The organism is Paraburkholderia caffeinilytica (assembly GCF_051027425.1).
Classification (GTDB): domain Bacteria; phylum Pseudomonadota; class Gammaproteobacteria; order Burkholderiales; family Burkholderiaceae; genus Paraburkholderia; species Paraburkholderia caffeinilytica_A.
In genome coordinates, this window is sequence record NZ_CP186552.1 from 3,710,136 (window position 1) to 3,732,260 (window position 22,125).

Consider the following 22,125-nt stretch of genomic DNA (forward strand, 5'->3'; position numbering starts at 1 on the left):
TCGCTACCCATCGCTACCCATCGCCGGCTCCTCGCAAGACGCCCCCACCGGAATGCCGCTACTTTACGCCGCTTCCAACGCCCATTCCACATGCTCGCGCACCACCGCCGAAGGGTCGTCGACGCGTAACTTCAGCGCGTGAACAATCGCCTCGCGCGCATCCGCACTCAAGCTTCCGGACGACGCACGCAGCGCATTGCCCATTCCCACCGCCAGATTGCGCAGCCAGCTCTCATAGCCGATGCGGCGAATCGCACTGCCTTGCATGCGCGTATCGAACTCCTCCGCGCTCCACGCAAACAGTTCGACCAGCGTCGCGCGATCGAGCCCGTGCCGTACATCGAAATCGGCGACCGGCGCGGCCTGTGCAAACTTGTTCCACGGACAGACGAGCTGGCAATCGTCGCAGCCGTACACACGATTACCGATCAGCGGCCGCATTTCCAGGGGAATATTGCCCTTCAATTCGATCGTCAGATAGGAGATGCAGAGGCGTGCATCGACCTTATAGGGCGCCACGATCGCCCCCGTCGGGCAAGCGCCGATGCAGCGCGTGCAACTGCCGCAATGCGAGCCCGGCGTTTCGGGTGCGTCGTCGGGCGACGTCTCGGCGTCGGTCGGCAACGGCACGTCGACATAGATTTCGCCGAGGAAAAACAGCGAACCGGCATCGCGTTGCAGCAGCAGCGTGTGCTTGCCGCGCCAGCCGATCCCGGCCTTCTGGGCCAGCTCCACTTCGAGCACCGGCGCCGAATCGGTAAATACGCGGTAGCCAAATGCACCGATCTCCGCCTCGATTTTCTCGGCAAGTTGTTGCAAACGGTTACGCATCACCTTGTGATAATCGCGGCCCCGCGCATAGATCGACACCACCGCTGCCGACGGGTCCGCCAGCCGCGCATGCTCGGCCACGCGCCAGTCTTGCAAGGCGAGCGGCGAGTCCTGCAAAGCGCTTTCGTGCGCCTTTCCGCTCAATGTCTGAGCGGGCAAATAGGCGATGCGCGCGGTAATCACACGTCGCGTGCCGGCCACAAGCTCAGCGGGGCGCGCGCGTTTCATGCCGTGTTTCGCCATATAATCCATCTCGCCGTGGCAACCCGCGTCCAGCCATGCTGCAAGCGGCGCTTCGGCAGCGGAGAGATCGGTGTCGCTGATTCCGATCGCCCCGAAACCCAGTTCACAGCCCCACGTTTTGATGTTGAGCGCGAGCGCATTCAGCGCCGCTTCATCGAAATGACGCTCGGCACGCACATCGTCGTTAGACGCAGGCGTGCAGGAAACAGGGGACTCCGGACTTCGGTTCATCACGCCATTTTACGAGAATGCCTGTCAACCCCGATCTCGCGATCCAACCGCCCGCCGATATCCTGCTCGAACGCTCCTTTGCGCTCGCGGACGAGGCCGCCACCCATGCGTTCGGCGAACGCTTCGCACAGGCGATCGAAAGCGTACGCGAGTTGCACCGGAACCCGCTGCAAAAAGCGCAGCAAGCAACGCAGCAACACGCACCGGGCGCCACGGATAGTCAGGTATTCCACGGGCTGCAAGTCCAACTCGTCGGCGACCTCGGCGCCGGCAAAACCACGCTCGTGCGCGCAACGTTGCGCGGCCTCGGCCACACCGGCCGCGTGCGCAGTCCCACCTACACACTCGTCGAACCCTACGTGCTCGAACGGCCCGCTGGGGAACTCGCGCTCTATCACTTCGATCTGTATAGATTCACCGACCCGGCCGAATGGGCCGACGCGGGCTTTCGCGAGTACTTCGACAGCGGCGCCATCTGCCTCGTCGAATGGCCGCAGCGCACAGGGCGTCTCCTTGGCGTGCCGGATCTCGTCTTCTCGCTCGATCTGGACAGCACGGGCGACGGCCGGGTACTCGTCGCACGGGCATACAGCGAATCAGGAAAGGCATGTCTCGAAAGATGTTGATCAAACCGTTCCGCTCGATCGAATCGGCGGCTACCGCAACGCATAACTGGCGGCGCCGGCAGATTCTGCGCGCGGGCGCGTCCACGCTGGTGCTCGGCCTGGTCGCTCCGCGTCTCGCGTGGGCGAGCTCGGTGCTGGGCGTGCGGGTCTGGCCGGCGCGCGATTACACGCGGGTGACGATCGAGTCGGATCAGCCTTTGCAGAACACGCAGCAGTTGTTGCAGGGTCCGGACCGGCTGGTGGTCGATCTGAACGGCCTCGATCTGGATCAGGCGCTGAAGGATCTGGTGTCGAAGATTACGCCGAACGATCCGCAGATTCAGTCCGTGCGCGTCGGGCAATATCAGCCGCACGTCGTGCGCATGGTGTTCGATCTGAAGGGCTCGGTGAAGCCGCAAGTGTTCACGCTGCCGCCGGTCGGCGCATACAAGTACCGGCTGGTGTTCGATCTGTACCCCGCCGTCGCGCCCGATCCGCTGATGGATCTGCTCGCACAGACCGAGCGCAAGCAGCAAACGCTGGAGGAAAACAACGCGCCGCCGGCCACGCTAAGCGGCCCTGGCACCACGCCGCCCACCGCCGACAATAGCGAAGCCTTCTTCGAACGCTATGCGCAGAATGGCAGCAGCGGGACGGCGCCGAGCGTGCAGCGTCCGCCGGTGCATTCCGCGCCGACACCGGTTCCGCCCATCCTCGGCAAGCCTTCTACCCCGACGGCGCCGCTTGCGCCGACCACGCCGCCCACCGCAATCGCCCGCAACAAGGGCAGCAGCAACAGCAACCTCGGTAGCGATGACGGCGACGATAGCTACGCATTCACCAACCCGAAAACCGGCAAAAGCAACACGGTCCGCCTGTTGACCGTCGCGATCGATCCGGGTCACGGCGGCGAGGACCCAGGCGCGATCGGCGGCGGAGGCACGTATGAGAAGCATGTTGCACTCGACATCGCGAAGAAGCTGCGCGCGAAGATCGACGCGCAGCCGAACATGCGCTCCATGATGACGCGCGACGCCGACTTCTTCGTGCCGCTTAACGTGCGCGTGCAGAAAGCGCGGCGCGTGGGCGCGGATCTGTTCGTCTCGATCCACGCGGATGCGTTCACCACGCCCGAGGCGAAAGGATCGTCCGTGTTCGCCTTGTCGGAGCATGGCGCATCGAGCGCCGCGGCGCGCTGGATGGCGAACAAGGAGAACTCGTCGGATCAGATCGGCGGGATCAACATCAAGTCCGCCGACGCTACCGTCAACCGCGCGCTGTTCGATATGTCGACCACCGCGCAGATTCGCGATTCGATGCGCTACGGCAATTTCGTGCTGAAGGAAATCGGCGGCATCAACAAGCTGCACAAGGGCTCGGTCGAACAGGCGGGGTTTGCTGTGCTGAAGGCACCGGACATTCCGTCGATCCTCGTGGAGACCGCCTTCATCAGTAACCCGGATGAAGAGCGCCAACTGAACGACGACGCGTATCGGGACAAGATGGCCGACGCGATCATGAGCGGCATCAAGCGCTATTTCGCGGCGAATCCACCGTTGGCGAAGAATCGCATGACCTGACGCCGCCCCGCATGACGCCGCTTCACGCGCTGTCATGCAAGCGATAAAAAACGGCCGCTCGATGCGGCCGTTTTTTCTGCGTTTCTCTGCTTCGCGCCTGGGCGGCGAGCATTCAACGCGCCAGTGAAAACCGCTGCATGACCCAACCGCCGAACACATTCACCGCCAGCCCCGCCATCACCAGCAAGGCACCCACGATCTGCGCCTCCGACAGCTGCTCGTCGAGAAACAGGGACGCCGACGCCAGCCCGACAATCGGCACCAGCAGCGAAAACGGCGCGACCTGGCTCGCCGGATAGCGCGACAGGAGCCGGCTCCACAGACCATAGCCGATCAGCGTCGCGATAAACGCGAGGTAGACGATAGCGAAAATCGACATCGCGCTGATCCCGGACAGCGCCGCGACGATCCGCTGCGGCCCCTCGAACGCGTACGACAGCGCGAAAAACGGCAACGGCGGAATCAGGCTGCCCCACACCACCAACCCGACCAGATCGACCTTGCCGACCTTCTTCGTGACGATGTTGCCGAGCGCCCACGAACACGCGGCGCACAGCGTGAGGACGAAACCGGCGAGCGTCATCGCATGGCCGCCTTGCATGCCGATTACCGCGAGACCGCCCGCTGCGATCAGCAAACCGACAACGTTCGGCACGCGAAAACGCTCATGCAGAAACAGCGCCGCGAAAATCAGCGTGAAGAATGCCTGCGCCTGCAATACGAGCGAAGCGAGCCCCGCCGGCATGCCCACATACATCGCCGAGAACAGGAAAGCGAACTGCCCGAACGAAATCGTCGCGCCGTAAGCGAACAGCCAGCGCCACGGTATCTGCGGCCGTTTGACGAAAAACACCGCCGGCACCGCGGCGAGCGTGAAACGCAGCGCGCCGAGCAGCATGGGCGGCACGCCATGCAGGCCCACCTTGATCACGACGAAATTGACGCCCCACGCAACCACGACGACCAGCGCGAGCAGTAAATCCCTGGGCGACATCCCAGTCTCCATTTGATGGTTCGATCCGGCAGTGTAGCGGACGTCGCCTCACTCGGCAGTGCGTTAAAACGTAGTTAGCCGTTCAGCCAGTTTTCCACGCGCAACCCCGGATACGCGGCGAAGTCGCGTTCGTTGTTGGTCACCAGCACCACGTCGAGCGCCACGGCATGTGCCGCAATCAGCTTGTCGAGTTGATCCTTCTTACGCTCGCGCGTCGCCTCGCGAATCGGACCGTACGCGCCTGCTGCAGCGCTGTCGAACGGCATGACCAGAATGTCTTCGGCGAGCGCCGCCAGGTTGCGGCGCTCGCGCGCGCGGTTTGCCGATACAGCCACGCCATATTCGAGTTCCGCAAAGGTGATGGCCGACATCACCACGTCACCAACGAGACATTCGGCAAAACGCGCCGCAACCTGTTCCGGCTGGTTCTTCATCAGGTAAATGCAGATATTGGTGTCGAGCATGTAGCGCGGCATTACAAATCCTCGCGCTCGGCCTGTTCATGGTCGCCACGCCCTTCCGCCATGAAGTCGGGTCCAAATTTCGCAAATTTCTTGAGCACGCCGGTCAGCGGACGCCGGGTTGGGCGGATCCGCAATTCCTCGCCGACCCGTTCGATTTCAACCTCGACGTCGGCGCGGTCGAATGCCAATTCGGCCGGAATGCGCACGGCTTGCGAATTGCCGTTGCGAAAGACTTTGGTAAGCATACTGAACCCCCGCTGCGGATGTACGTTGTGTGTACGAACCAATACTATAACGCTCCAGGCCGACAATGTAAATACATGTGTGTACATCGAGTGCGGAATGCGAGCTCGACCTCAACCGCAGTAGAATCGTCAATTAAGCAAAATCCAACTCACCCTTCCAGCCGAGCCTGCCCATGTCTTCCTCGATCAAAGCAGTCCTCAAACCGCATCTGCGCGACGTCGGCAGCCTCACCGTGCGGCGTGTGCTGCCGGCCATGGCGGCACGCCTGATCGGCCCGTTCATCTTCTTCGACCACATGGGTCCCGCCACGCTCGCACCGGGCGTCGGGCTCGACGTGCGCCCGCATCCGCATATCGGCCTCGCCACCGTCACGTATCTGTTCGAAGGCTCGATCATGCATCGCGACAGCCTCGGCTCCGAGCAGAAGATCGTTCCGGGCGACGTCAACTGGATGACGGCCGGCCGCGGCATCGTCCATTCCGAGCGCACGCCGGCCGAAGATCGGGCGAGCGGCCTGACCATGCACGGCATTCAGACCTGGGTCGCGCTGCCGCTCGACGACGAAGACACCGAACCGTCCTTCTCGCATCACGCGGCCGCCACGCTGCCGGTGGTCGAGCGCAACGGCGTCACGCTGCGCGTGATCGCGGGCACCGCGTTCGGCGAAACCTCGCCGGTCGTCACCTTTTCCGGCACGCTGTACGTGGCCGCGGAGTTCGCGCCGGGCGGCGCGTTCGCGCTCGAACCGGAGCACGAGGAACGCGGCGTCTATCTGGTGGACGGCGATCTGGAGATCGACGGCGCACCGCTCGAAGTGGGTCAGATGGCCGTGCTCGCGCTCGACGAAACCGTCACGCTCGCCAGCACCCACGGCGCACGCGTGATGCTGCTCGGTGGCGAAAAGCTGGATGGCGAGCGCTTTATCGAATGGAACTTCGTCGCCAGCTCGCGCGAGAAGATCGAAGCCGCGAAGCAGGCGTGGACCCGCCAGGAAATGGGCACGGTGCCGGGCGAAACCGAATGGATTCCGCTGCCGGAAAGAAAATAAGCGCGAATCGGCGCAAGTAAAAGTAAGCGGGTGGCGCATTGAATTCGCCACGCGCGGCCCCACCTAGCGAACAACCCGATTTATCGAAGAGGATGCAATGGACACCACACTGGCCACTTTCGAACAGGACGTCATCGCGGCGTCGACACTGGCCCCTGTGCTGGTCGATTTCTGGGCGCCGTGGTGCGGTCCCTGCAAGACGCTCGGCCCGATGCTGGAGAAGCTCGAAGCCGAGGCCGCCGGCAAATGGAAGCTGGTGAAGGTGAACGTCGACGAAAATCAGGAACTCGCCGCGCACTTCCAGGTGCGCAGCATTCCGCACGTCATGGCGTTTGCCGATGGCCAGCCGGTCGATCAATTCGTCGGCGTGCTGCCGGAAGGCCAGTTGCGCGAGTTTATCGAGCGCCTCGTGCCGCAAGGCGCGGACGCGGCACGTTTTGAAGCGCAGACCGCGTTGGCCGAAGGCCGTCGTGAAGATGCCTACGATGCGCTGCAAGCCGCGCTCGCCCACGATCCGGGCTTCGACGAAGCGCGCATGGACCTCATCGAGATGCTGCTCGAAGATAACCGCATCGACGAAGCGCGCAATGAAGTCGACCTGCTGTCGCCGAAAACCACGCAAGGAATCGACGCCCGCTTCAATGCGCTCAAGACGCGGCTCGACGCTGTGGACGCGGCTGCGGATCTGCCGCCTACGGACGCACTTGAAACCAAAGTCGCCGCTCACCCGGACGATCTCGAAGCGCGCTTCGATCTGGCTAGCGCACTGATCGCCCGCCGCAAATACGAGGGTGCGCTCGAGCACCTGCTGGCTATCGTGCAACGCGACCGTGCGTTCCGCGAAGACATCGGCCGTAAGACGATGCTGTCGGTGTTCGATCTCGCGGCGCATCAGCCGGAGCTGGTGTCGAAATGGCGGCGCAAGCTGAGCGCGTTGTTGTTCTAATCTGCTCGGTGTTCAGGTGCGGCGAGAGAGCCGCGCCTGAATGCACCGCTGAATACACCGCGACATAAACTGCGTCGACCCACTTACGATCGCAGCGCTCTCCTCTTCAACCCGCTGCCTGCTTCGCCAACGCCCGCAATACATGCGCGGCCGCCGCAAAGCCAAAACTTGCGGTCACACACACGCTCGATCCAAATCCCGCACAGTTCAAACCCACTGGTCCCGTATGACCCGGCGACGTCGTGACATGCTCGGCTTCCTCGTCGATATCGCACACGGCGGCTTCCGGATAAATCAGCGGCTCGTCTGAATACACCGCGCTCACCTTGAACTTCGCCTTTGGGCCACGCGGAAAACCATGCTGTTTGCGCAACTGCCCGCGCACTTTCGACAGCAACGGGTCCTGAATCGTCAACGCGAGATCGTCGATCCGAATCCGCGTCGGGTCCAGTTGGCCGCCCGCGCCACCCACCGTAATCAGCGGCTGCTTCTTCTCGACGCACCACGCGATCAGCGCGGTCTTGGTGCGCACACTGTCGATCGCATCGATCACGTAGTCGAAACCGCCGCCGAGCGTCGCCGCGAAATTGTCCGGCTCGACGAAGTCTTCAACCAGCCGCACGTCGCAGAAAGGATTGATGGCCGCGATGCGTTCGGCCATGGCCTCGACCTTCGGTTTCCCGTAGTTGCCGTCCAGCGCGTGGATCTGGCGGTTAGTGTTGCTCTCGGCGACATTGTCCAGATCGATCAAGGTCAGCGTGCCGACCGCGCTGCGCGCCAACGCCTCCGCCACCCATGAGCCGACCCCGCCGATGCCGATCACGGCCACATGGGCCCCTTCGAACGCAGCAAGCGCCGGCGCACCGTACAGGCGGGCAACGCCGCCGAAGCGCCGCGCGCGGTCGGCGGTTTCCTGCCCGTCGAGGCTGGTAGTAAGATCGGAAGGCGTGGTGGTGCTGGACATGGTGGACGGCTCGTTCAAAGCAGGCAAAACAGAAAGTGACGGAAACGCTCAAGCGTGCTGAGGCGTTCGCAGCCCGTATTTTGCCTGATCGCGACGATCCGCATGGCCGCACCCACGGAGATACGAATGGCCGTCAACATGGCCGCAAACGGGGTGGCGTGGATGTCCACACTGCGCGACGGGCCTTGACCTGGTCGCGCGCAAAAAATTCATGCCCTGGCTATACTGGTTGTACTGTAGCGTTCGCATAAGAATATGACCTCCACACTCGCCGAACTTCGAAAAAACTATTCGCTGGGTTCTTTGGACGTTGCCGATGTCAACCGCAACCCGTTTCGTCAATTCGATTCGTGGTTCCAGCAAGCGGTAGACGCCCAACTGCCCGAGCCGAATACGATGACGCTGGCCACGGTCGACTCGCGCGGCCGGCCGTCGGCGCGCATCGTGCTGATCAAAGGGGTCGACGAGCGCGGCTTTGTGTTCTTCACCAACTACGAAAGCCGCAAGGGCCGCGAACTGGCCGCCAATCCTTACGCAAGCCTGCTGTTCTACTGGATCGAACTCGAACGCCAGGTGCGTATTGAAGGCCGCATCGTCAAAACCAGTGCGGAAGAAAGCGATACGTATTTCGCGTCGCGCCCGCTCGGTTCACGCATCGGCGCGTGGGCATCCAATCAGAGTCAGGTAATTGAAAGCCGTTCGCAACTCGAAACACGCGAGCGCGAAATCAGCCTGCAATACGGCGACCAACCGCCGCGCCCGCCGCACTGGGGTGGATATCGTTTGGTACCCGAAACAATCGAATTCTGGCAGGGCCGGCCGTCGCGCTTGCACGACCGTCTGCTCTACACGCGTTCAAGCGAAAGTAGCGATTGGCAAATCTCCCGCCTATCGCCTTGAATTGGAATACAACACGTACGCGCGTTGCCAACGCAGCAGCGCGCGGCGGCCGGATTGCGCTCCATGGCATGGGAGTCGCGCCACACTGAGCAGCGATCCGCACAGGCTTTGCTTTAATTCAACGGACACGGAGAAATCACATGTTCTGGGAGAAGAAGCTGGCGCAGTGGGTGGAAGAAGTAAAAACCAAGGCTAACCTGCCAGCACGCCTTGTGCTGTGGGACGGCCAGCAACATGACTTCGGGCAGTTCGCCGCGCCCCGGGTCACGCTACATGTCAAAAGCGCCACGGCGCTGCCTTACCTGCTCGAACCGAGCCTCGACAATCTGGGCGAGGCGTACGTGAAGGGCAAGATCGATATCGAAGGCAAGCTGTCGGACATCATCAACATCGGCTATCAGCTGGCGCGCAACACGGTCACGAGCGCGAGCAAGCTGGCGCGCGTCCGCCGCTACTTCCATCACTCGAAGTCGTCGGACAAGAAGGCCATTCAGTATCACTACGACGTCTCGAACGAGTTCTACAAGCTGTGGCTCGACGAGAACATGGTGTACTCGTGTGCGTACTTCGAGAATGGCGACGAAGATCTCGCCACCGCGCAGATCAAGAAGATCGACCACATCCTGACCAAGATCCAGTTGCAACCGGGGCAGCGCCTGCTCGATATCGGCTGTGGCTGGGGTGCGCTCGTGCTGCGCGCGGCGCAGAAGTTCGGCGCGAAGTGCGTGGGCGTGACGCTGTCGCAGAACCAGTTCGATCTCGCTACCGCACGCGTGAAAGCCGTGGGCCTGGAAAGCCAGATCGAGATTCGTCTGCAGGATTATCGCGACATCGACGGGCAGTTCGACCGCATCACCAGCGTCGGCATGTTCGAGCACGTCGGCCGCAAGAATCTGCCGGGCTACTTCCAGAAGATCCACGATCTGCTCGTCGACGACGGCGTCGCCATGAATCACGGCATCACCTCGAGCGATTCGGACAGCGGCGAAACCGCGCTGGGCGGCGGCGAATTCATCGACCGCTATGTCTTTCCGGACGGCGAGCTGCCGCACATCAGCCTCGCGCTCGAAGCGATGCAGCGCGGCGGACTCGAAGCGGTTGACGTCGAAAGCCTGCGCCGTCACTATGCGCACACGCTGGACATCTGGGCGGAAAACTTCGAGGCGCACGCGGACGAAGCCCGTAAGCTGGTCGACGACGAAAAATTCCGCATATGGCGCGTGTATCTCGCCGGTTGCGCGTACGCGTTCGAAACCGACGACGTCTCGATCTTCCAGGTGGTCTGCCGCAAAGCCGGCCGCAGCGCGAAGACCTTGCCGTGGTCGCGCCGCTATATGTACGACAAAACGTTGTGATACGGTTGCGCCGCGGCGATGTGCCGTCACCGCGTTCCGGGGCCGCGTGCATGGCACGCGCGGCCGACGCGGCGCAAACCTTAAACAGCAGGTCGAACATCGATGGACCAGAGCGGGACAAGTGAAGTTGAACAGCCGGTGAGCGGCGAGCAGGACGCACAGGCCGACGCCGTACAGTTCGACCTGTTCGGGATGCCGGTGGAGCAAGCGGCGGCTTCGAAGCCCGATGCGGGCACGAAACCACAGCGCGCAACCACCGGAGCGAAAGCCGACGCAACCGCCGATACGCCGAAGAAACGCCGTACCCGCGACGTTCTCGCCGCACCGCCCTCCCCTGAACTCCTCGCGCTCGCCGCCGAACTGCCATCGCAGATCCATCTCGGTACGTCGACATGGTCGTTTCCAGGCTGGAACGGCATCGTCTACGGCGACGACTACAGCAACAGCAAACTCTCGCGCGAAGGCCTGACGGCTTATGGCGCGCATCCGCTGTTAAAGACCGTCAGCATCGACCGGTCGTTTTATCAGGCGCTCAGCGTCACCGAGTACTTGCGCTATGCACAGCAGGTGCCGGAGCATTTTCGCTTCATCGTCAAAGCGCCGATGACGATCACCGACGCCACCGTGCGCGCCGAACGCGGCGAGCCGGTCTCGCTGAATCCGTGCTTTCTGAACGCGCAAATGGCGATCGACGAGTTTGTCACGCCATGTCTCGAAGGCCTCGGCACGAAAGCCGGCGCGCTGGTGTTTCAGCTCTCGCCGCTGCCCGACCAGATGCTCGCGCAACCCGCGGCATTCATCGAGCGCCTCGCCGAATTCCTTACCGCGTTGCCGAAGCTGCCTGAAGGCACGTGCTACGCGATCGAAATCCGCGACGCGAGTTTGCTTACGCCGCGTTTCATCCGCACGCTCAAAGCAGCGGGGGTGCGGTATTGCGTGGGGATTCATGCGCGAATGCCGGACCCGCTGCGTCAGGCGGCGGCGCTCGCGCTGCTGGACGGCGAGCCGGCCGGCCCGCTGATCGTGCGCTGGAGTTTGCACGGCGGCTTCAAATACGAGCAGGCGAAGGCCAAGTACGAACCGTTCAACCGGCTGGTCGATCAGGATCCGGCGACTCGCGCCTCGCTCGCCGAGCTGGCCGCGCGCTATGCGCTGGCCGGCCAGCCGGTGGTGATCGCGGTCAACAACAAGGCTGAAGGTTCGGCGCCGTTAAGCTGCGTGGCGCTGGCGCGGGAGATCGTCGAAGCGTATGCGCGTCTTGCTCACGAGCATGAGCAGGACCATGAGCAAACGCGCCCGGAGTCGGAGTCGAATCCGGGCGAGAATGGGCAGCACGAAGGCGACGAACAAGGCTAAGCAGCGCAGCGTCCGCGCATGGCGAGCGGTCCGCGGGCGCGGGTTTGCTGAACCGCCGCCCGTCCCGCCCATCACGCTGCAGTCAAACCGCCATCACCGCGCCGACTCAGCTCGCCTTGATCCGATGCGCGAACTTCTGACGAAACTTCGCGACCTTCGGCGCCACCACGAACGAGCAGTACCCCTGATTCGGATGCTGCGCGAAATAGTTCTGGTGATACGCTTCGGCCGGCCAGTAGTTGCCGTCGAGCGGCAGCACCTGGGTGACGATCTGGCCGTCGTAAATACCCTGTTCGCCGATCTCGCGAATCGCCTGCAACGCCGTTTCCCGCTGCGCCTCGGAGTGAGTGAAGATCACCGAGCGGTATTGCGTGCCGACGTCGTTGCCCTGCCGGTTCAACTGGGTTGGATCGTGGATCGCGAAGAAAATATCGAGAATCTCGCGATAGCTGATCTTCGCCGGATCGAAGTCGACGTTCACGACTTCCGCGTGGCCCGTCACCCCATCGCACACCTGTTCATAGGTCGGCCGCTGGGTCTGGCCGCCCGCATAGCCCGACTCCACCGCGTTCACGCCTTCGACGCCCAGATACACCGCTTCGAGGCACCAGAAACACCCGCCACCCAGAGTGGCGACTTCGCCTGTCTGACTCATGCTGCTTGCTCCTTGATTCCCATAGTCGGCTGATGCCTGCTCCGCTTGATCGCAACGCTCATGCCTGCGTCGAGACTTTCCAGCTTAGCGGTTTTTCCACTTACCGGCAGGCGTCGCGGCCAGTCCACCGCGATTGCAGTTAAAATTGGGGCAAATCGACGATTTTCACTATGACTTTTGAATCATTTGTTTCCGGCCGCACGCGCGATGGGTTCAGCCCGGGCTTCACCCGGTGCGGCACCAGGGCTACCGCCCAATGAAGCACGCCAGCCCGCCCAATTTCGACCAGCCCGCCTTTAAGCAGGCGCTCAGCCAATTCGCCACCGGCGTCACTGTCATTACCACGCGCGCAGCGTCCGGCCAATTGATCGGCATCACGGCCAGCTCGTTCAATTCGGTTTCGCTCAATCCGCCGCTGGTGCTGTGGAGCCTCGCGACGCGCTCGGCGTCGATGCCGGTGTTCCGGGCGAACAGTCACTACGTGGTCAATGTGCTGGCTGCGTCGCAACTCGATCTGTGCAAACGCTTCGCCACGGTGAAGGGTGATCGTTTCGAGGGCGTGTCGCATGCCGAGGGTGACACCGGCATGCCGGTGCTCGACGGCGCGCTCGCCTGGTTCGAATGCCATAACCGCAGCCGCTACGAAGAAGGCGACCACGTGATTTTCGTCGGCGAAGTGGAGCGCTGCGGCGTCCACGAAAATGCTGCGGAGATTGCGCCGCTGGTCTTCCAGAACGGCCTGTTTCACGGACTCAAGCCACTCTGAAGGCGGCGCCGCTGAGTACGTGGTTTAACCGCGGCCGCAAGCAGCGGTAGATGCCGGCGCAAACCAACCGGCCGCTGTCACTCAGCTATGCGACGCGCTGTGTCCACTGGTTTTCGGTACGAGCGACACCGGCACGCCCGAATCTTCCTTCAACGTTTGCAGCACGATATTCGAACGAATATCCATCACGCCCGGCGCCTTATAGAGGCGTTGCAGCACGAAATCCGAATAGTGTTTGAGATTGTGGGCGAGCACCCGCAGCAGATAATGGGTTTCGCCGGTCACGACAAACGCGCCGACCACTTCCGGCCAATCCCGCACCGCCTCCGCAAAACGCTCGTGCCAGTTCTCCTGGTCGTTGCGCATCGACACCTGCACGAACGCTTCCAGTTCGAAACCCAGCACTTCGCGGTTCAGACACGCGCGGTAATGTTCGATGACGCCCTGCTCTTCGAGCAGGCGCAGGCGTCGTAGACAGGCCGACGGCGAGAGCGAAATGCGCTCTGCCAGGTCAAGATTGCTGATCCGTCCTTCTTGCTGAAGCACCGTCAAGATACGGCAATCGGTGGCGTCGAGCGAGATCGCGTTCATATTCGGTCTCCCTTTCCCATTTGACTCAAATTATGTTCCAAGACACGGCTCAGAAGGAGATTTTTTCGCAATCACATTTCGTGGCAAGCCACCTATCATTCCCAGATAGACACAATCCGCCGATGGAGACATGGACACACTCTGGGACATCACCCCCGCCGTCGATACCGCAACGCCCGTCTGGCCCGGCGATACGCCGGTCGGTATCGAACGCGTATGGCGCATGGAGGCGGGCTCGCCCGTCAACGTCGCGCGTCTGACGCTGTCGCCGCACACCGGCGCACACACCGACGCCCCGCTTCACTACGACGCCGAGGGCGCAGCGATCGGACAAGTGCCGCTCGACGCGTACCTTGGACGCTGCCGTGTGATTCATTGCATCGGCGCTTCGCCTGTTGTGACGCCACAACACCTGAGCGGATCGCTCGACGACCTGCCGCCGCGAGTCTTACTACGCACTTACAAAAGCACGCCTACCACGACCTGGGACAGCGCGTTCTGTGCGGTCGCGCCGGAAACAATCGATCTGCTGGCGGCGAAAGGGGTGAAGCTGATTGGCATCGATACGCCCTCGCTCGATCCGCAGGAGTCGAAGACGATGGACGCGCACCACCGGATTCGCGCGCACCGCATGGCGATCCTCGAAGGCATCGTGCTGGATGCCGTCGCACCCGGCGACTATGAACTGATCGCGCTGCCGCTCAAGTTGACCACACTCGATGCGAGCCCTGTGCGCGCGGTGTTGCGTGCGCTGCCCGAAGCTCGCTGATTGTCGACGCTCCGCAAACTGAATAATCGCATTCATCGCATCCACCGAACTCCCTGATCTGACTGACTGGACCATCATGAATCACCGTGACGAAGCACTGGCGCTCGATAGCGCCGACCCGCTCGCAACGCTGCGCGACCAGTTCGCGCTGTCGCCGAGAACCATCTATCTCGACGGCAATTCGCTCGGCGTGCCGCCGGCCGCCGCCGCACAACGCGCGCAAACCGTGATCGGCGCCGAATGGGGCGAGGGCCTGATCCGTAGCTGGAACACCGCCGGCTGGTTCGAATTGCCGCGCCGTCTTGGCAACAAGCTCGCGCCGCTGATCGGTGCAGGCGAAAACGAAGTGGTCGTCACCGATACGATTTCGATCAACCTGTTCAAGCTTTTGTCGGCAGCCGTGCGTCTCGCGAATGCGCGCGATCCCAAACGTCGCGTGATCGTTTCTGAGCGTTCGAATTTCCCGACCGATCTGTACATCGCGCAAGGGCTGATCGAGCAACTCGACCGTGGCTATGAATTGCGTCTCGTCGACGACCCGTCCGAGTTGCCCGCCGCAATCGGCGACGACACCGCGATCGCGATGATCACGCACGTGAATTACCGCACCGGCTACATGCACGACATGGCGGCGCTGACCAAACTGATCCACGACAAGGGCGCGCTCGCGCTGTGGGATCTCGCGCATTCGGCAGGCGCGGTGCCGGTCGACCTGAATGGCGTCGGCGCGGATTACGCGGTGGGCTGCACGTATAAGTATCTGAATGGCGGCCCGGGTTCGCCGGCGTTCGTGTGGGTACCGAAACGTCATCAAAACGATTTCGCGCAACCGCTGTCCGGTTGGTGGGGGCATCGCGCGCCGTTCAAGATGGACCCGGCGTATCAGCCCGACGACGGCATCGGCCGGTTTTTGTGTGGTACGCAGCCGATGGTTTCGATGTCGCTCGTCGAATGCGGACTCGATGTGTTCCTGCAAACGGATATGCAGGCAATCCGCGCAAAGTCGCTCGCACTGACCGATCTGTTTATCAAACTGGTCGAAGCGCGTTGCGGCGAGTTTCCTTTAAAGCTCGTGACGCCGCGTGAGCATGCGCAGCGCGGCTCGCATGCGAGCTTCGAACATCCGCATGGTTATGAAGTGATGCAGGCGTTGATCGCGCGTGGCGTGATCGGCGACTATCGCGAGCCTTATGTGCTGCGGTTCGGTTTTACGCCGCTGTACACGCGGTTTGTCGATGTATGGGATGCGGTGGAGACGCTGCGCGATGTGCTTGCGCAAGAGACCTGGCGAGCACCTGAATTTGCCGCCCGCGGCGCTGTGACCTGAGGAGCGCGCGATGACCACCGATCACATGCAAACGCCGGGATTGCCGGAAGAGAAACCGGTGCAAGGCTGCCCGTTTGGACATGGCAGCGGGGTTGCTCATTCTGCCTCTGCTACGGCCCCTGCTGCTTCTGATTCCGCTTCCGGCGATGGCTGGCATGACGCGCAACTCGATTTTTCGGAGTCGATGAGTTACGGCGACTATCTGTCGCTGGGGACGGTGCTGGATGCGCAGCATCCGCTGTCGCCGGATCACAACGAGATGCTGTTCATCATTCAGCATCAGACGAGCGAGTTGTGGATGAAACTCGCACTGTACGAGTTGCGCGCAGCGTTGAAGGCGGTGCATCGCGACGAGTTGCCGCCGGCGTTCAAGATGCTCGCTCGCGTGTCGCGGATCATGGAGCAGCTCGTGCAGGCATGGAGTGTTCTCGCGACGATGACGCCATCCGAGTACACGGCGATGCGGCCTTATCTTGGCAGCTCTTCCGGGTTTCAGTCCTATCAGTATCGGCAGATCGAGTTTTTGCTCGGCAATAAGAACGAGCAGATGCTGAAGCCGCATGCGCATCGGCCGGATGTGCTTGCTGAGGTAACGGCTTCGCTGAAAGCGCCTTCCTTTTACGATGAAGTTGTTCGACTGCTGGCGCGGCGTGGGTTTCAGATTTCACCGTCAAGGTTGGATCGGGACTGGACACAGCCCACTACGCACGATGCTTCTGTCGAAGCTGCGTGGCTGGAGGTCTATCGGAATCCTTCGCAGCATTGGGAGTTGTACGAGATGGCGGAGGAACTTGTCGATCTCGAGGATGCGTTTCGACAGTGGCGATTCCGGCATGTGACGACGGTTGAACGGATTATTGGGTTCAAGCAAGGTACGGGCGGTACGAGCGGTGCGCCTTATTTGCGGAAGATGCTCGATGTGGTTTTGTTTCCTGAGCTTTGGCATGTGAGGACGATGCTTTAAAGCGTCTTTATGTCGTTGCTAATGCGCGCTGCATTGGCAACGCTCACGCAACGCATGGTGCCCCGTAGGTATATCGGTTCGAATGTAAAGATTGGTCATAACTCGCGCGTTTAGCCTGTGTGGTTGATCGTCTTAAAAAAAGGTTGGGTTAGATTTCTATGTGCCGTTGGAAAGACGGCCGGGTGTGAGAGCCTGAACGGTAGTTCGCATAACCTACATTCGTAGGTCGTGCACTTGCTTCAGCACGTCTATTCAATGGGCGGGTCGTAGTGAGGGGGTCGAAAGACCCGCCGGTTTGAACTACCGCCGGTCTCTCAAACTCGCTACGTGCCCGCTCACCCATCTGTTAGAGAGTGTCGGGCGTTTCAGGAACACATCGGAAATCGCACCATGACCAAAACCACGAAAAAGACTCAAACGGCAACACGCCAGCCCGTTGATGCGCTCCAGTACGAAAAACTTGCGCTGTCGGCTTTTGGCGCGTGCGACCGACAAATCCAACAACTTCGAACACTGATCGATCTCGCGGCAAGCATCACGCGATGCCCGGCTACGACGGTCGATGAAAGACGCCGTGAGCGCAACCTGCTGGAACACCTGCTCCATACCGTCGAGCAATACCAGCAGGAAGTTGAATGCGACCGCGAGCTTTATCAGGTAATCGCGCTCGATGCGAAAGGGGTGCCGCACAGTCGCATCACCGCCAAACTTGCGGCGAAACTTCTTTCAGATGCTGCGGAGGCAGGACGAGAAGCAGGGGAAGCTGCGGCCGAAGCCGAAGCTGCGTCGGACAATGCCGTGACGCGCAAGCAGGAGCGCGTAAAGACTGCTGTGTGTGCGCGGGCGGATGCAAAGCAGGCGACGGTGAAGCATTAAGATGAGGTAACGGTCATCGGGTCGCCGCAAAACAAAAGGCGCGAATTGTTCGCGCCTTTTTACGTGTCACTTCTCGCGCTTTCTTTTCCTAGGCGGTTTCACCACCACGCCTTCGGGTGCAAGGTCTGGATAGTCTTCCCAGAGCGGCATTAGGAGAAAAGTCAAACCTCCAGCGACCCTTCCCGCCTCAGCGCGAAGAAAGTCAAATTCCTCCACCGGGCACTGCTCCTGGACCAGCCTCGTCGCATCTTCAACTGATCGAAATGCCTCACGCAGCAGCCTGTCAAGTTCCGTAGCAATTTCTTTATTCATTATTGGCACACGTTGTTTATCAAGAAGTGCATACGTCATTTGCACCTTGAGACATCGAGTCTGTTCATCGATTTCATGGGCACTGCGCCTGGAATGTTCTCCCTCGGAACAAGAGAAAATGCGGACCAGTCGGCTGCATTCACATAGACCACACCTGTCTTGCATCGCATATGCACCTGCTTCGGGTTCGCATCGCACCATGCACCATCAATTGCGCATCGTTGCCACTGGGGTATGACGGTCAGCGGCTTCGTCAATCCGTTTTCCGCCTTCGTATAAGTCTGCACGTCACGCGTCGTTATCGACATGTACATGAAGTCAAAATCTGCCCTCACAGAGCGATCGGCCTCGGCATCCACATAGTGTCTGTGAAGGTCCAGGACATAGAAACATCCTGCCCCAAGCAATACCGCCGTCACCAACCCTGCGGCGACAATGGATCCTCGTTTGAGAGTCAATCGCGTTCCGCGTGTGAACACGTGGCCTAGCAAGGGGAAGCCAATAAGACATGCGGACGTTATGAAGAACCAGACCCCGGTCGCGTGATTCTCACAGTCGTATCCACATACGGGCGCGAGGGCAAGCACTATGCAAGCAGCAGTGGTGCCGGTAACTGCCCCGATAACAGCGAACGTCACCAGCGCTGCCGGCCTTTTCATTTTGTTGCTCAAAATAATACTTGGTTTGATTGGCGAAAAAATACTCGTGGCCGCTACACGCCTTATTTCAGGGTACCCGCCTGATAAGCATGTGCTATCCAGGTCATGAGAAAAATTAGCGTCAAAGATGCAGCTAACGCCAAAGCCATCTTTCCGAAGCCGGTTCCTCCGATTGATCGTCGAAAAAGCAAAACCGACATCACGCCCCACGCAAGTGGCATTGCGCCATATATCAACATTGAGCCCAATCGAAACCATGAAGGACAAGACTCTCTGCATAGATCGATACGCATCGTGACCTGGATGGCATGCGGAATCAGGTCTATCAAAAGACCCCATGCACAACCCAGTAGGAAGGTGCCCAACGACGCAATCACTTAATCTCCCAGAACAGAATTGCCTTGGATCTTCTGAGGTCGGAATAGACCGGAATCCACGGTTCGTTAATGCGAAGCGTAAAACGCATAAACGTTTCTGTGGTCCCCACCACGCCGTTGTTGGTCAGCCGCTTGCCATTCCAAAGGTCGATGTGTCCGCCGCTTGCTTCCGCTGCACTTTCTCCTGCGCGGGACCAATATCGCGAGAACTGGACGATACCGGTACGTCCTTTAACCTTTGCTTCCCAGTCTTCCCCAGTAATATTCTCTGCCTTAGGCAGACCGGCAAACGGGCGCAGATTCAGCCATTCGCCTAGTTCATCGGCTCGCGTGGCGGTGGCCTTGCCATCAAGCAGTATTCGCCCAATCGTCGGCGCACCGGAAAGCGGCCTCACGAGTTTTTCCGAAAATGACTTCATTTCAATACCAACCCGGTGGAGCATCACGCTCATACGGATCGCACACTGATCTTTATATGCAGGATTGTCGTAGGGATTGCCCGTCGGATAGTTGTCCCACAATTCCTGAAACGTTAGCATCTTCAGTTCCACCTTCTTGATGGAACCAGGAGTTGAGTTCGTTCTTACTATCGTTTTCTTGTTCGGCATTGCCTACGCTCCAGTCCGTCTCATACAGAGTTGAACAAACTTATCCGTAGAGAGTGGAGCTTTTTTGCGGCAGGAGAAATCAGCTGCGTTCGGAAAATGCGTGAGGCAATTCTGAAAATTCGTAGGACCTTGATAACCCAACATCAGAAATCTTTGATGTCATCAGGTGTAACCCAATCACCTCGCCGTATACCCCCCATCAATCGGCAAACAAACCCCACTAATCATCGAAGCCGCATCGCTCAACAAAAACATGATCGGCGCAGCGACCTCGGCGGACTCCGCGAAGCGCCGCAGAGGAATCGCCTTCAAAGCCGGATCGCGTTTCGCAGGATCACTCCACGCTTGCACGGCCATCGGTGTCAAAGTCACCGTCGGATTGACACTATTCACCCGAATGCCGTAGGGCCCCAACTCGATACACAACGCACGCGTCACAGCATCGAGCGCCGCTTTGGAAGCTGAATAGCTCAAGTGATCATCCAGCGCCACAAGCGCCGCCTGACTGGAAACATTCACAATGCTGCCGGCGCGTTTAGCATCGATCATCCCGCGCGCCACGTGTTTGGCGACCAACACCGCGCCACGCGCATTGACTCCCATCACGTGATCGAAACTGGCACCCGTCGTATCCACCGCTCGCTCAAGCAAAGCGATCCCCGCGCAATTCACGAGCCCATCGAATGTCTCGATTGAACCCAATGCTTCATCGATAGCGGCTTCATCGCTCACATCAAGCATCAACGGTTCGCATCCCGTCTCTTCAGCCAATCGCGCGAGCTCATTCACATTCCGCGCCGCGGCCACCACACTCGCACCCGATGCGCACAACGCCTCAACCGTAGCCCGTCCAATGCCGCTCGACGCCCCCGTAACCAGAACCGACTTGCCAGAAAAATCAAAAGTAGCATTCATGATGTCTGCAACCGATGCATGACCGGCTTCAACGCCGGATACAAATCCGTATAAACGCCAAATCGCTGTTCGTACAACGCCATCCGTTGCGCGTTCGGCTCAGCGCGTTCAATCAACGTCACCCATCCGCCCTGCGCTTCTTCGCGCGATACGAGACCGATGCCGACACCGGCCAATAGCGCCGCCCCCATCGCGGCCTCCACTTCCTGCTCGATCGTATAGACCGGATAGCCGGTGATGTCGGCGATGATCTGCATCCAGAGATCAGAATGCGCCGCACCGCCCACCACGATCAACTTGTCGTCCAACGATTGCGCGCCTTTGCGTCCCGCTTCGATGTTGTGCTTCAACGCGAACGACACACCCTCCAACACCGCGCGATACAGATGCGCCCGCGTGTGAAACAGGCTCAGGCCGACAAACGCCCCACTCGCCTTGGCATCCCACACAGGACTGCGTTCACCCATCAAATACGGCAAGAACATCACCCCATCCGAACCGGCCGGGATCAGAGAAGCACTCTCTTCCAGCAAGCGATGTGGATCCCCATTCGGCATCGCGCGCGCCGCCTCAGTCTCTGCGTGACAAAACTGCTCGCGATACCACGTCACCGATGCACCCGCCGTAATCGCGCCGCCAAATACGTAAATATCGCGCTGACCGTTGAACACATGTGGCATGCTGATCAACCCATGCCGTGCATCAACGGTCTGGTTGATATACCCCCAGCACATGCTCGTGCCGATCATCGCTACATGCTGCCCGGCGCGCGTGACGCCCGCGGCGAACGTCGCCACCGCCGCATCCACGCCACCCGCAACGATCGCCGTGCCCGCCTCCAATCCAAGCTGCTCGGTCCACTGCGATAACAGGCCACCCACCACTTCGGACGACTCCACCAGCCGCTCCGGCATCATCGTCGCGGGAATGCCCAACATGTCGAGTGCTTCATCCGACCAGTCGCGCTTGCCGATGTCGTAGATACCGCCGATATTGCCCGCCGAACTGTGATCGACGGCGACCTCACCCGTCAGCATATAAATCACATAAGCATTGGGCGGCAGAAAGTAACGCGTATGCGCCCACACATCCGGCTCGTGATCGCGCAGCCACAGCATCTTCGTGTAGCCGTAGTAGCTATCCACGCCGTTGCCCGTGATCGCATACAGTCGCTCCAGGTCGATGTTGTCACGCACCCACTCAACCTGAGCGGTGGCGCGCCGGTCCATCCAGATCAGACACGGATAAAGCGGCCGCATCTCGCTATCGACGGGAATTCCCGAGCCGCCATACAAGCTGCTCACGCACAACGCCTTGATCGACTTCGCCGAGACGCCCGCCTCCTTCGCCTTGCCGACGCACGCCGCGATGCACTCCACCACCGCCTTCAACCACACCGCGGGCCATTGTTCTGCCCATAGCGGCTTGGGCGTATCCGGCTGATAGCTCGACGCATGCTGCGCGACAATCGCGCCGTGCTGATCGACCAGCAGCGCCTTGGTGCTCTGCGTGCCGATATCGACGCCGATGACGTAATCCATAC

General features: G+C 60.6%; 24 protein-coding genes. 12 read left to right on the forward strand and 12 right to left on the reverse strand.

The annotated features are described in order from the left end of the window. Positions 1-63: 63 nt before the first annotated feature. Positions 64-1,305, reverse strand: coding sequence for a tRNA epoxyqueuosine(34) reductase QueG (queG, locus tag ACOSV0_RS16395; protein ID WP_434107179.1), 1,242 nt, complete (start codon positions 1,303-1,305; stop codon positions 64-66). A gap of 17 nt (positions 1,306-1,322) precedes the next feature. On the opposite strand from queG, the gene tsaE reads away from it, so the two are divergent. After that, positions 1,323-1,931: a tRNA (adenosine(37)-N6)-threonylcarbamoyltransferase complex ATPase subunit type 1 TsaE gene (gene tsaE / locus ACOSV0_RS16400; protein WP_434107180.1), complete on the forward strand. Its 609-nt coding sequence runs from the start codon at positions 1,323-1,325 to the stop codon at positions 1,929-1,931. Next, positions 1,913-3,490 (forward strand): N-acetylmuramoyl-L-alanine amidase, encoded by a 1,578-nt coding sequence (locus ACOSV0_RS16405; RefSeq protein WP_434107181.1) that lies wholly within the window; start codon positions 1,913-1,915, stop codon positions 3,488-3,490. The genes tsaE and ACOSV0_RS16405 overlap by 19 nt, the downstream gene beginning before the upstream one ends. 112 nt (positions 3,491-3,602) lie before the next feature. Here ACOSV0_RS16405 and ACOSV0_RS16410 read toward each other — a convergent pair whose 3' ends face one another. The 3 genes from ACOSV0_RS16410 to vapB form a co-directional block, all read right to left on the reverse strand. Then, complete coding sequence (locus ACOSV0_RS16410) at positions 3,603-4,484, reverse strand: EamA family transporter (protein WP_434107182.1); 882 nt, start codon at positions 4,482-4,484, stop codon at positions 3,603-3,605. A 74-nt stretch (positions 4,485-4,558) separates the two neighbouring features. Then, positions 4,559-4,960, reverse strand: coding sequence for a type II toxin-antitoxin system VapC family toxin (locus ACOSV0_RS16415; protein ID WP_434107183.1), 402 nt, complete (start codon positions 4,958-4,960; stop codon positions 4,559-4,561). Next, complete coding sequence (gene vapB / locus ACOSV0_RS16420; RefSeq protein WP_054034329.1) at positions 4,960-5,193, reverse strand: type II toxin-antitoxin system VapB family antitoxin; 234 nt, start codon at positions 5,191-5,193, stop codon at positions 4,960-4,962. The genes ACOSV0_RS16415 and vapB overlap by 1 nt, the downstream gene beginning before the upstream one ends. Before the next feature lie 173 nt (positions 5,194-5,366). Between vapB and ACOSV0_RS16425 the strand changes: the two genes are divergently transcribed. Both ACOSV0_RS16425 and trxA read left to right on the forward strand, forming a co-directional pair. Further along, positions 5,367-6,242, forward strand: a complete 876-nt coding sequence (locus ACOSV0_RS16425; protein ID WP_434107184.1) for a pirin family protein — start codon at positions 5,367-5,369, stop codon at positions 6,240-6,242. A gap of 97 nt (positions 6,243-6,339) precedes the next feature. Beyond that, positions 6,340-7,188 carry a thioredoxin gene (gene trxA, locus ACOSV0_RS16430; protein ID WP_434107185.1) on the forward strand — a complete coding sequence of 283 codons (849 nt, stop codon included), beginning with the start codon at positions 6,340-6,342 and terminating at the stop codon, positions 7,186-7,188. A 106-nt stretch (positions 7,189-7,294) separates the two neighbouring features. Here trxA and tcdA read toward each other — a convergent pair whose 3' ends face one another. Then, on the reverse strand, positions 7,295-8,152 hold the full coding sequence (gene tcdA / locus ACOSV0_RS16435; RefSeq protein ID WP_434107186.1) for a tRNA cyclic N6-threonylcarbamoyladenosine(37) synthase TcdA: 858 nt from the start codon (positions 8,150-8,152) through the stop codon (positions 7,295-7,297). A 255-nt stretch (positions 8,153-8,407) separates the two neighbouring features. Between tcdA and pdxH the strand changes: the two genes are divergently transcribed. The 3 genes from pdxH (at position 8,408) to ACOSV0_RS16450 (ending at position 11,763) form a co-directional block, all read left to right on the forward strand. Further along, positions 8,408-9,052 (forward strand): pyridoxamine 5'-phosphate oxidase, encoded by a 645-nt coding sequence (pdxH, locus tag ACOSV0_RS16440; protein WP_434107187.1) that lies wholly within the window; start codon positions 8,408-8,410, stop codon positions 9,050-9,052. A gap of 140 nt (positions 9,053-9,192) precedes the next feature. Next, positions 9,193-10,407 carry a class I SAM-dependent methyltransferase gene (locus ACOSV0_RS16445; RefSeq protein WP_434107188.1) on the forward strand — a complete coding sequence of 405 codons (1,215 nt, stop codon included), beginning with the start codon at positions 9,193-9,195 and terminating at the stop codon, positions 10,405-10,407. 102 nt (positions 10,408-10,509) lie between these two features. Beyond that, a complete protein-coding gene (locus ACOSV0_RS16450) occupies positions 10,510-11,763 on the forward strand; it encodes a DUF72 domain-containing protein (protein WP_434107189.1) in 1,254 nt (417 codons plus the stop codon). Positions 11,764-11,869: 106 nt separating this feature from the next. Here ACOSV0_RS16450 and msrA read toward each other — a convergent pair whose 3' ends face one another. After that, positions 11,870-12,418, reverse strand: a complete 549-nt coding sequence (msrA, locus tag ACOSV0_RS16455; RefSeq protein WP_434107190.1) for a peptide-methionine (S)-S-oxide reductase MsrA — start codon at positions 12,416-12,418, stop codon at positions 11,870-11,872. Between the two features lie 256 nt (positions 12,419-12,674). Here msrA and ACOSV0_RS16460 point away from each other — a divergent pair, with 256 nt between their 5' ends. Further along, positions 12,675-13,184: a flavin reductase family protein gene (locus tag ACOSV0_RS16460; RefSeq protein WP_434107191.1), complete on the forward strand. Its 510-nt coding sequence runs from the start codon at positions 12,675-12,677 to the stop codon at positions 13,182-13,184. 81 nt (positions 13,185-13,265) lie between these two features. Here ACOSV0_RS16460 and ACOSV0_RS16465 read toward each other — a convergent pair whose 3' ends face one another. Beyond that, entirely contained in the window at positions 13,266-13,775 is a 510-nt protein-coding gene (locus tag ACOSV0_RS16465; RefSeq protein ID WP_408206662.1) for an Lrp/AsnC family transcriptional regulator, read from the reverse strand. 130 nt (positions 13,776-13,905) lie between these two features. Here ACOSV0_RS16465 and kynB point away from each other — a divergent pair, with 130 nt between their 5' ends. The 4 genes from kynB to ACOSV0_RS16485 all read left to right on the forward strand — a co-directional run bounded on the left by kynB (position 13,906) and on the right by ACOSV0_RS16485 (position 17,711). Next, positions 13,906-14,544 (forward strand): arylformamidase, encoded by a 639-nt coding sequence (kynB, locus tag ACOSV0_RS16470; protein ID WP_434107192.1) that lies wholly within the window; start codon positions 13,906-13,908, stop codon positions 14,542-14,544. Positions 14,545-14,620: 76 nt separating this feature from the next. Further along, positions 14,621-15,871, forward strand: a complete 1,251-nt coding sequence (gene kynU, locus ACOSV0_RS16475; protein ID WP_434107193.1) for a kynureninase — start codon at positions 14,621-14,623, stop codon at positions 15,869-15,871. A gap of 10 nt (positions 15,872-15,881) precedes the next feature. Beyond that, positions 15,882-16,835 carry a tryptophan 2,3-dioxygenase gene (gene kynA, locus ACOSV0_RS16480; protein WP_434107194.1) on the forward strand — a complete coding sequence of 318 codons (954 nt, stop codon included), beginning with the start codon at positions 15,882-15,884 and terminating at the stop codon, positions 16,833-16,835. 390 nt (positions 16,836-17,225) lie between these two features. After that, complete coding sequence (locus tag ACOSV0_RS16485) at positions 17,226-17,711, forward strand: hypothetical protein (RefSeq protein ID WP_434107195.1); 486 nt, start codon at positions 17,226-17,228, stop codon at positions 17,709-17,711. A 66-nt stretch (positions 17,712-17,777) separates the two neighbouring features. Here ACOSV0_RS16485 and ACOSV0_RS16490 read toward each other — a convergent pair whose 3' ends face one another. From ACOSV0_RS16490 to ACOSV0_RS16510, 5 genes are all read right to left on the reverse strand, one after another. Continuing rightward, positions 17,778-18,023 carry a hypothetical protein gene (locus tag ACOSV0_RS16490; protein WP_434107196.1) on the reverse strand — a complete coding sequence of 82 codons (246 nt, stop codon included), beginning with the start codon at positions 18,021-18,023 and terminating at the stop codon, positions 17,778-17,780. Positions 18,024-18,058: 35 nt separating this feature from the next. After that, complete coding sequence (locus ACOSV0_RS16495) at positions 18,059-18,949, reverse strand: hypothetical protein (protein WP_434107197.1); 891 nt, start codon at positions 18,947-18,949, stop codon at positions 18,059-18,061. Positions 18,950-19,055: 106 nt separating this feature from the next. Then, on the reverse strand, positions 19,056-19,667 hold the full coding sequence (locus ACOSV0_RS16500; RefSeq protein WP_434107198.1) for a type VI secretion system amidase effector protein Tae4: 612 nt from the start codon (positions 19,665-19,667) through the stop codon (positions 19,056-19,058). Positions 19,668-19,844: 177 nt separating this feature from the next. Then, on the reverse strand, positions 19,845-20,582 hold the full coding sequence (locus ACOSV0_RS16505) for an SDR family oxidoreductase (protein WP_434107199.1): 738 nt from the start codon (positions 20,580-20,582) through the stop codon (positions 19,845-19,847). Continuing rightward, complete coding sequence (locus ACOSV0_RS16510; RefSeq protein WP_434107200.1) at positions 20,579-22,123, reverse strand: FGGY-family carbohydrate kinase; 1,545 nt, start codon at positions 22,121-22,123, stop codon at positions 20,579-20,581. Before ACOSV0_RS16510 ends, ACOSV0_RS16505 begins: the two co-directional genes overlap by 4 nt. Between the last annotated feature and the right edge of the window lie 2 nt (positions 22,124-22,125).

Bases quoted from the DNA above. Each gene is read 5' to 3' on its own strand.
- queG (WP_434107179.1), bottom strand. From the start codon at position 1,305: ATGAACCGAAGTCCGGAGTCCCCTGTTTCCTGCACGCCTGCGTCTAAC.
- tsaE (WP_434107180.1), top strand. From the start codon at position 1,323: ATGCCTGTCAACCCCGATCTCGCGATCCAACCGCCCGCCGATATCCTG.
- ACOSV0_RS16405 (WP_434107181.1), top strand. From the start codon at position 1,913: ATGTCTCGAAAGATGTTGATCAAACCGTTCCGCTCGATCGAATCGGCG.
- ACOSV0_RS16410 (WP_434107182.1), bottom strand. From the start codon at position 4,484: ATGTCGCCCAGGGATTTACTGCTCGCGCTGGTCGTCGTGGTTGCGTGG.
- ACOSV0_RS16415 (WP_434107183.1), bottom strand. From the start codon at position 4,960: ATGCCGCGCTACATGCTCGACACCAATATCTGCATTTACCTGATGAAG.
- vapB (WP_054034329.1), bottom strand. From the start codon at position 5,193: ATGCTTACCAAAGTCTTTCGCAACGGCAATTCGCAAGCCGTGCGCATT.
- ACOSV0_RS16425 (WP_434107184.1), top strand. From the start codon at position 5,367: ATGTCTTCCTCGATCAAAGCAGTCCTCAAACCGCATCTGCGCGACGTC.
- trxA (WP_434107185.1), top strand. From the start codon at position 6,340: ATGGACACCACACTGGCCACTTTCGAACAGGACGTCATCGCGGCGTCG.
- tcdA (WP_434107186.1), bottom strand. From the start codon at position 8,152: ATGTCCAGCACCACCACGCCTTCCGATCTTACTACCAGCCTCGACGGG.
- pdxH (WP_434107187.1), top strand. From the start codon at position 8,408: ATGACCTCCACACTCGCCGAACTTCGAAAAAACTATTCGCTGGGTTCT.
- ACOSV0_RS16445 (WP_434107188.1), top strand. From the start codon at position 9,193: ATGTTCTGGGAGAAGAAGCTGGCGCAGTGGGTGGAAGAAGTAAAAACC.
- ACOSV0_RS16450 (WP_434107189.1), top strand. From the start codon at position 10,510: ATGGACCAGAGCGGGACAAGTGAAGTTGAACAGCCGGTGAGCGGCGAG.
- msrA (WP_434107190.1), bottom strand. From the start codon at position 12,418: ATGAGTCAGACAGGCGAAGTCGCCACTCTGGGTGGCGGGTGTTTCTGG.
- ACOSV0_RS16460 (WP_434107191.1), top strand. From the start codon at position 12,675: ATGAAGCACGCCAGCCCGCCCAATTTCGACCAGCCCGCCTTTAAGCAG.
- ACOSV0_RS16465 (WP_408206662.1), bottom strand. From the start codon at position 13,775: ATGAACGCGATCTCGCTCGACGCCACCGATTGCCGTATCTTGACGGTG.
- kynB (WP_434107192.1), top strand. From the start codon at position 13,906: ATGGACACACTCTGGGACATCACCCCCGCCGTCGATACCGCAACGCCC.
- kynU (WP_434107193.1), top strand. From the start codon at position 14,621: ATGAATCACCGTGACGAAGCACTGGCGCTCGATAGCGCCGACCCGCTC.
- kynA (WP_434107194.1), top strand. From the start codon at position 15,882: ATGACCACCGATCACATGCAAACGCCGGGATTGCCGGAAGAGAAACCG.
- ACOSV0_RS16485 (WP_434107195.1), top strand. From the start codon at position 17,226: ATGACCAAAACCACGAAAAAGACTCAAACGGCAACACGCCAGCCCGTT.
- ACOSV0_RS16490 (WP_434107196.1), bottom strand. From the start codon at position 18,023: ATGAATAAAGAAATTGCTACGGAACTTGACAGGCTGCTGCGTGAGGCA.
- ACOSV0_RS16500 (WP_434107198.1), bottom strand. From the start codon at position 19,667: ATGCCGAACAAGAAAACGATAGTAAGAACGAACTCAACTCCTGGTTCC.
- ACOSV0_RS16505 (WP_434107199.1), bottom strand. From the start codon at position 20,582: ATGAATGCTACTTTTGATTTTTCTGGCAAGTCGGTTCTGGTTACGGGG.
- ACOSV0_RS16510 (WP_434107200.1), bottom strand. From the start codon at position 22,123: ATGGATTACGTCATCGGCGTCGATATCGGCACGCAGAGCACCAAGGCG.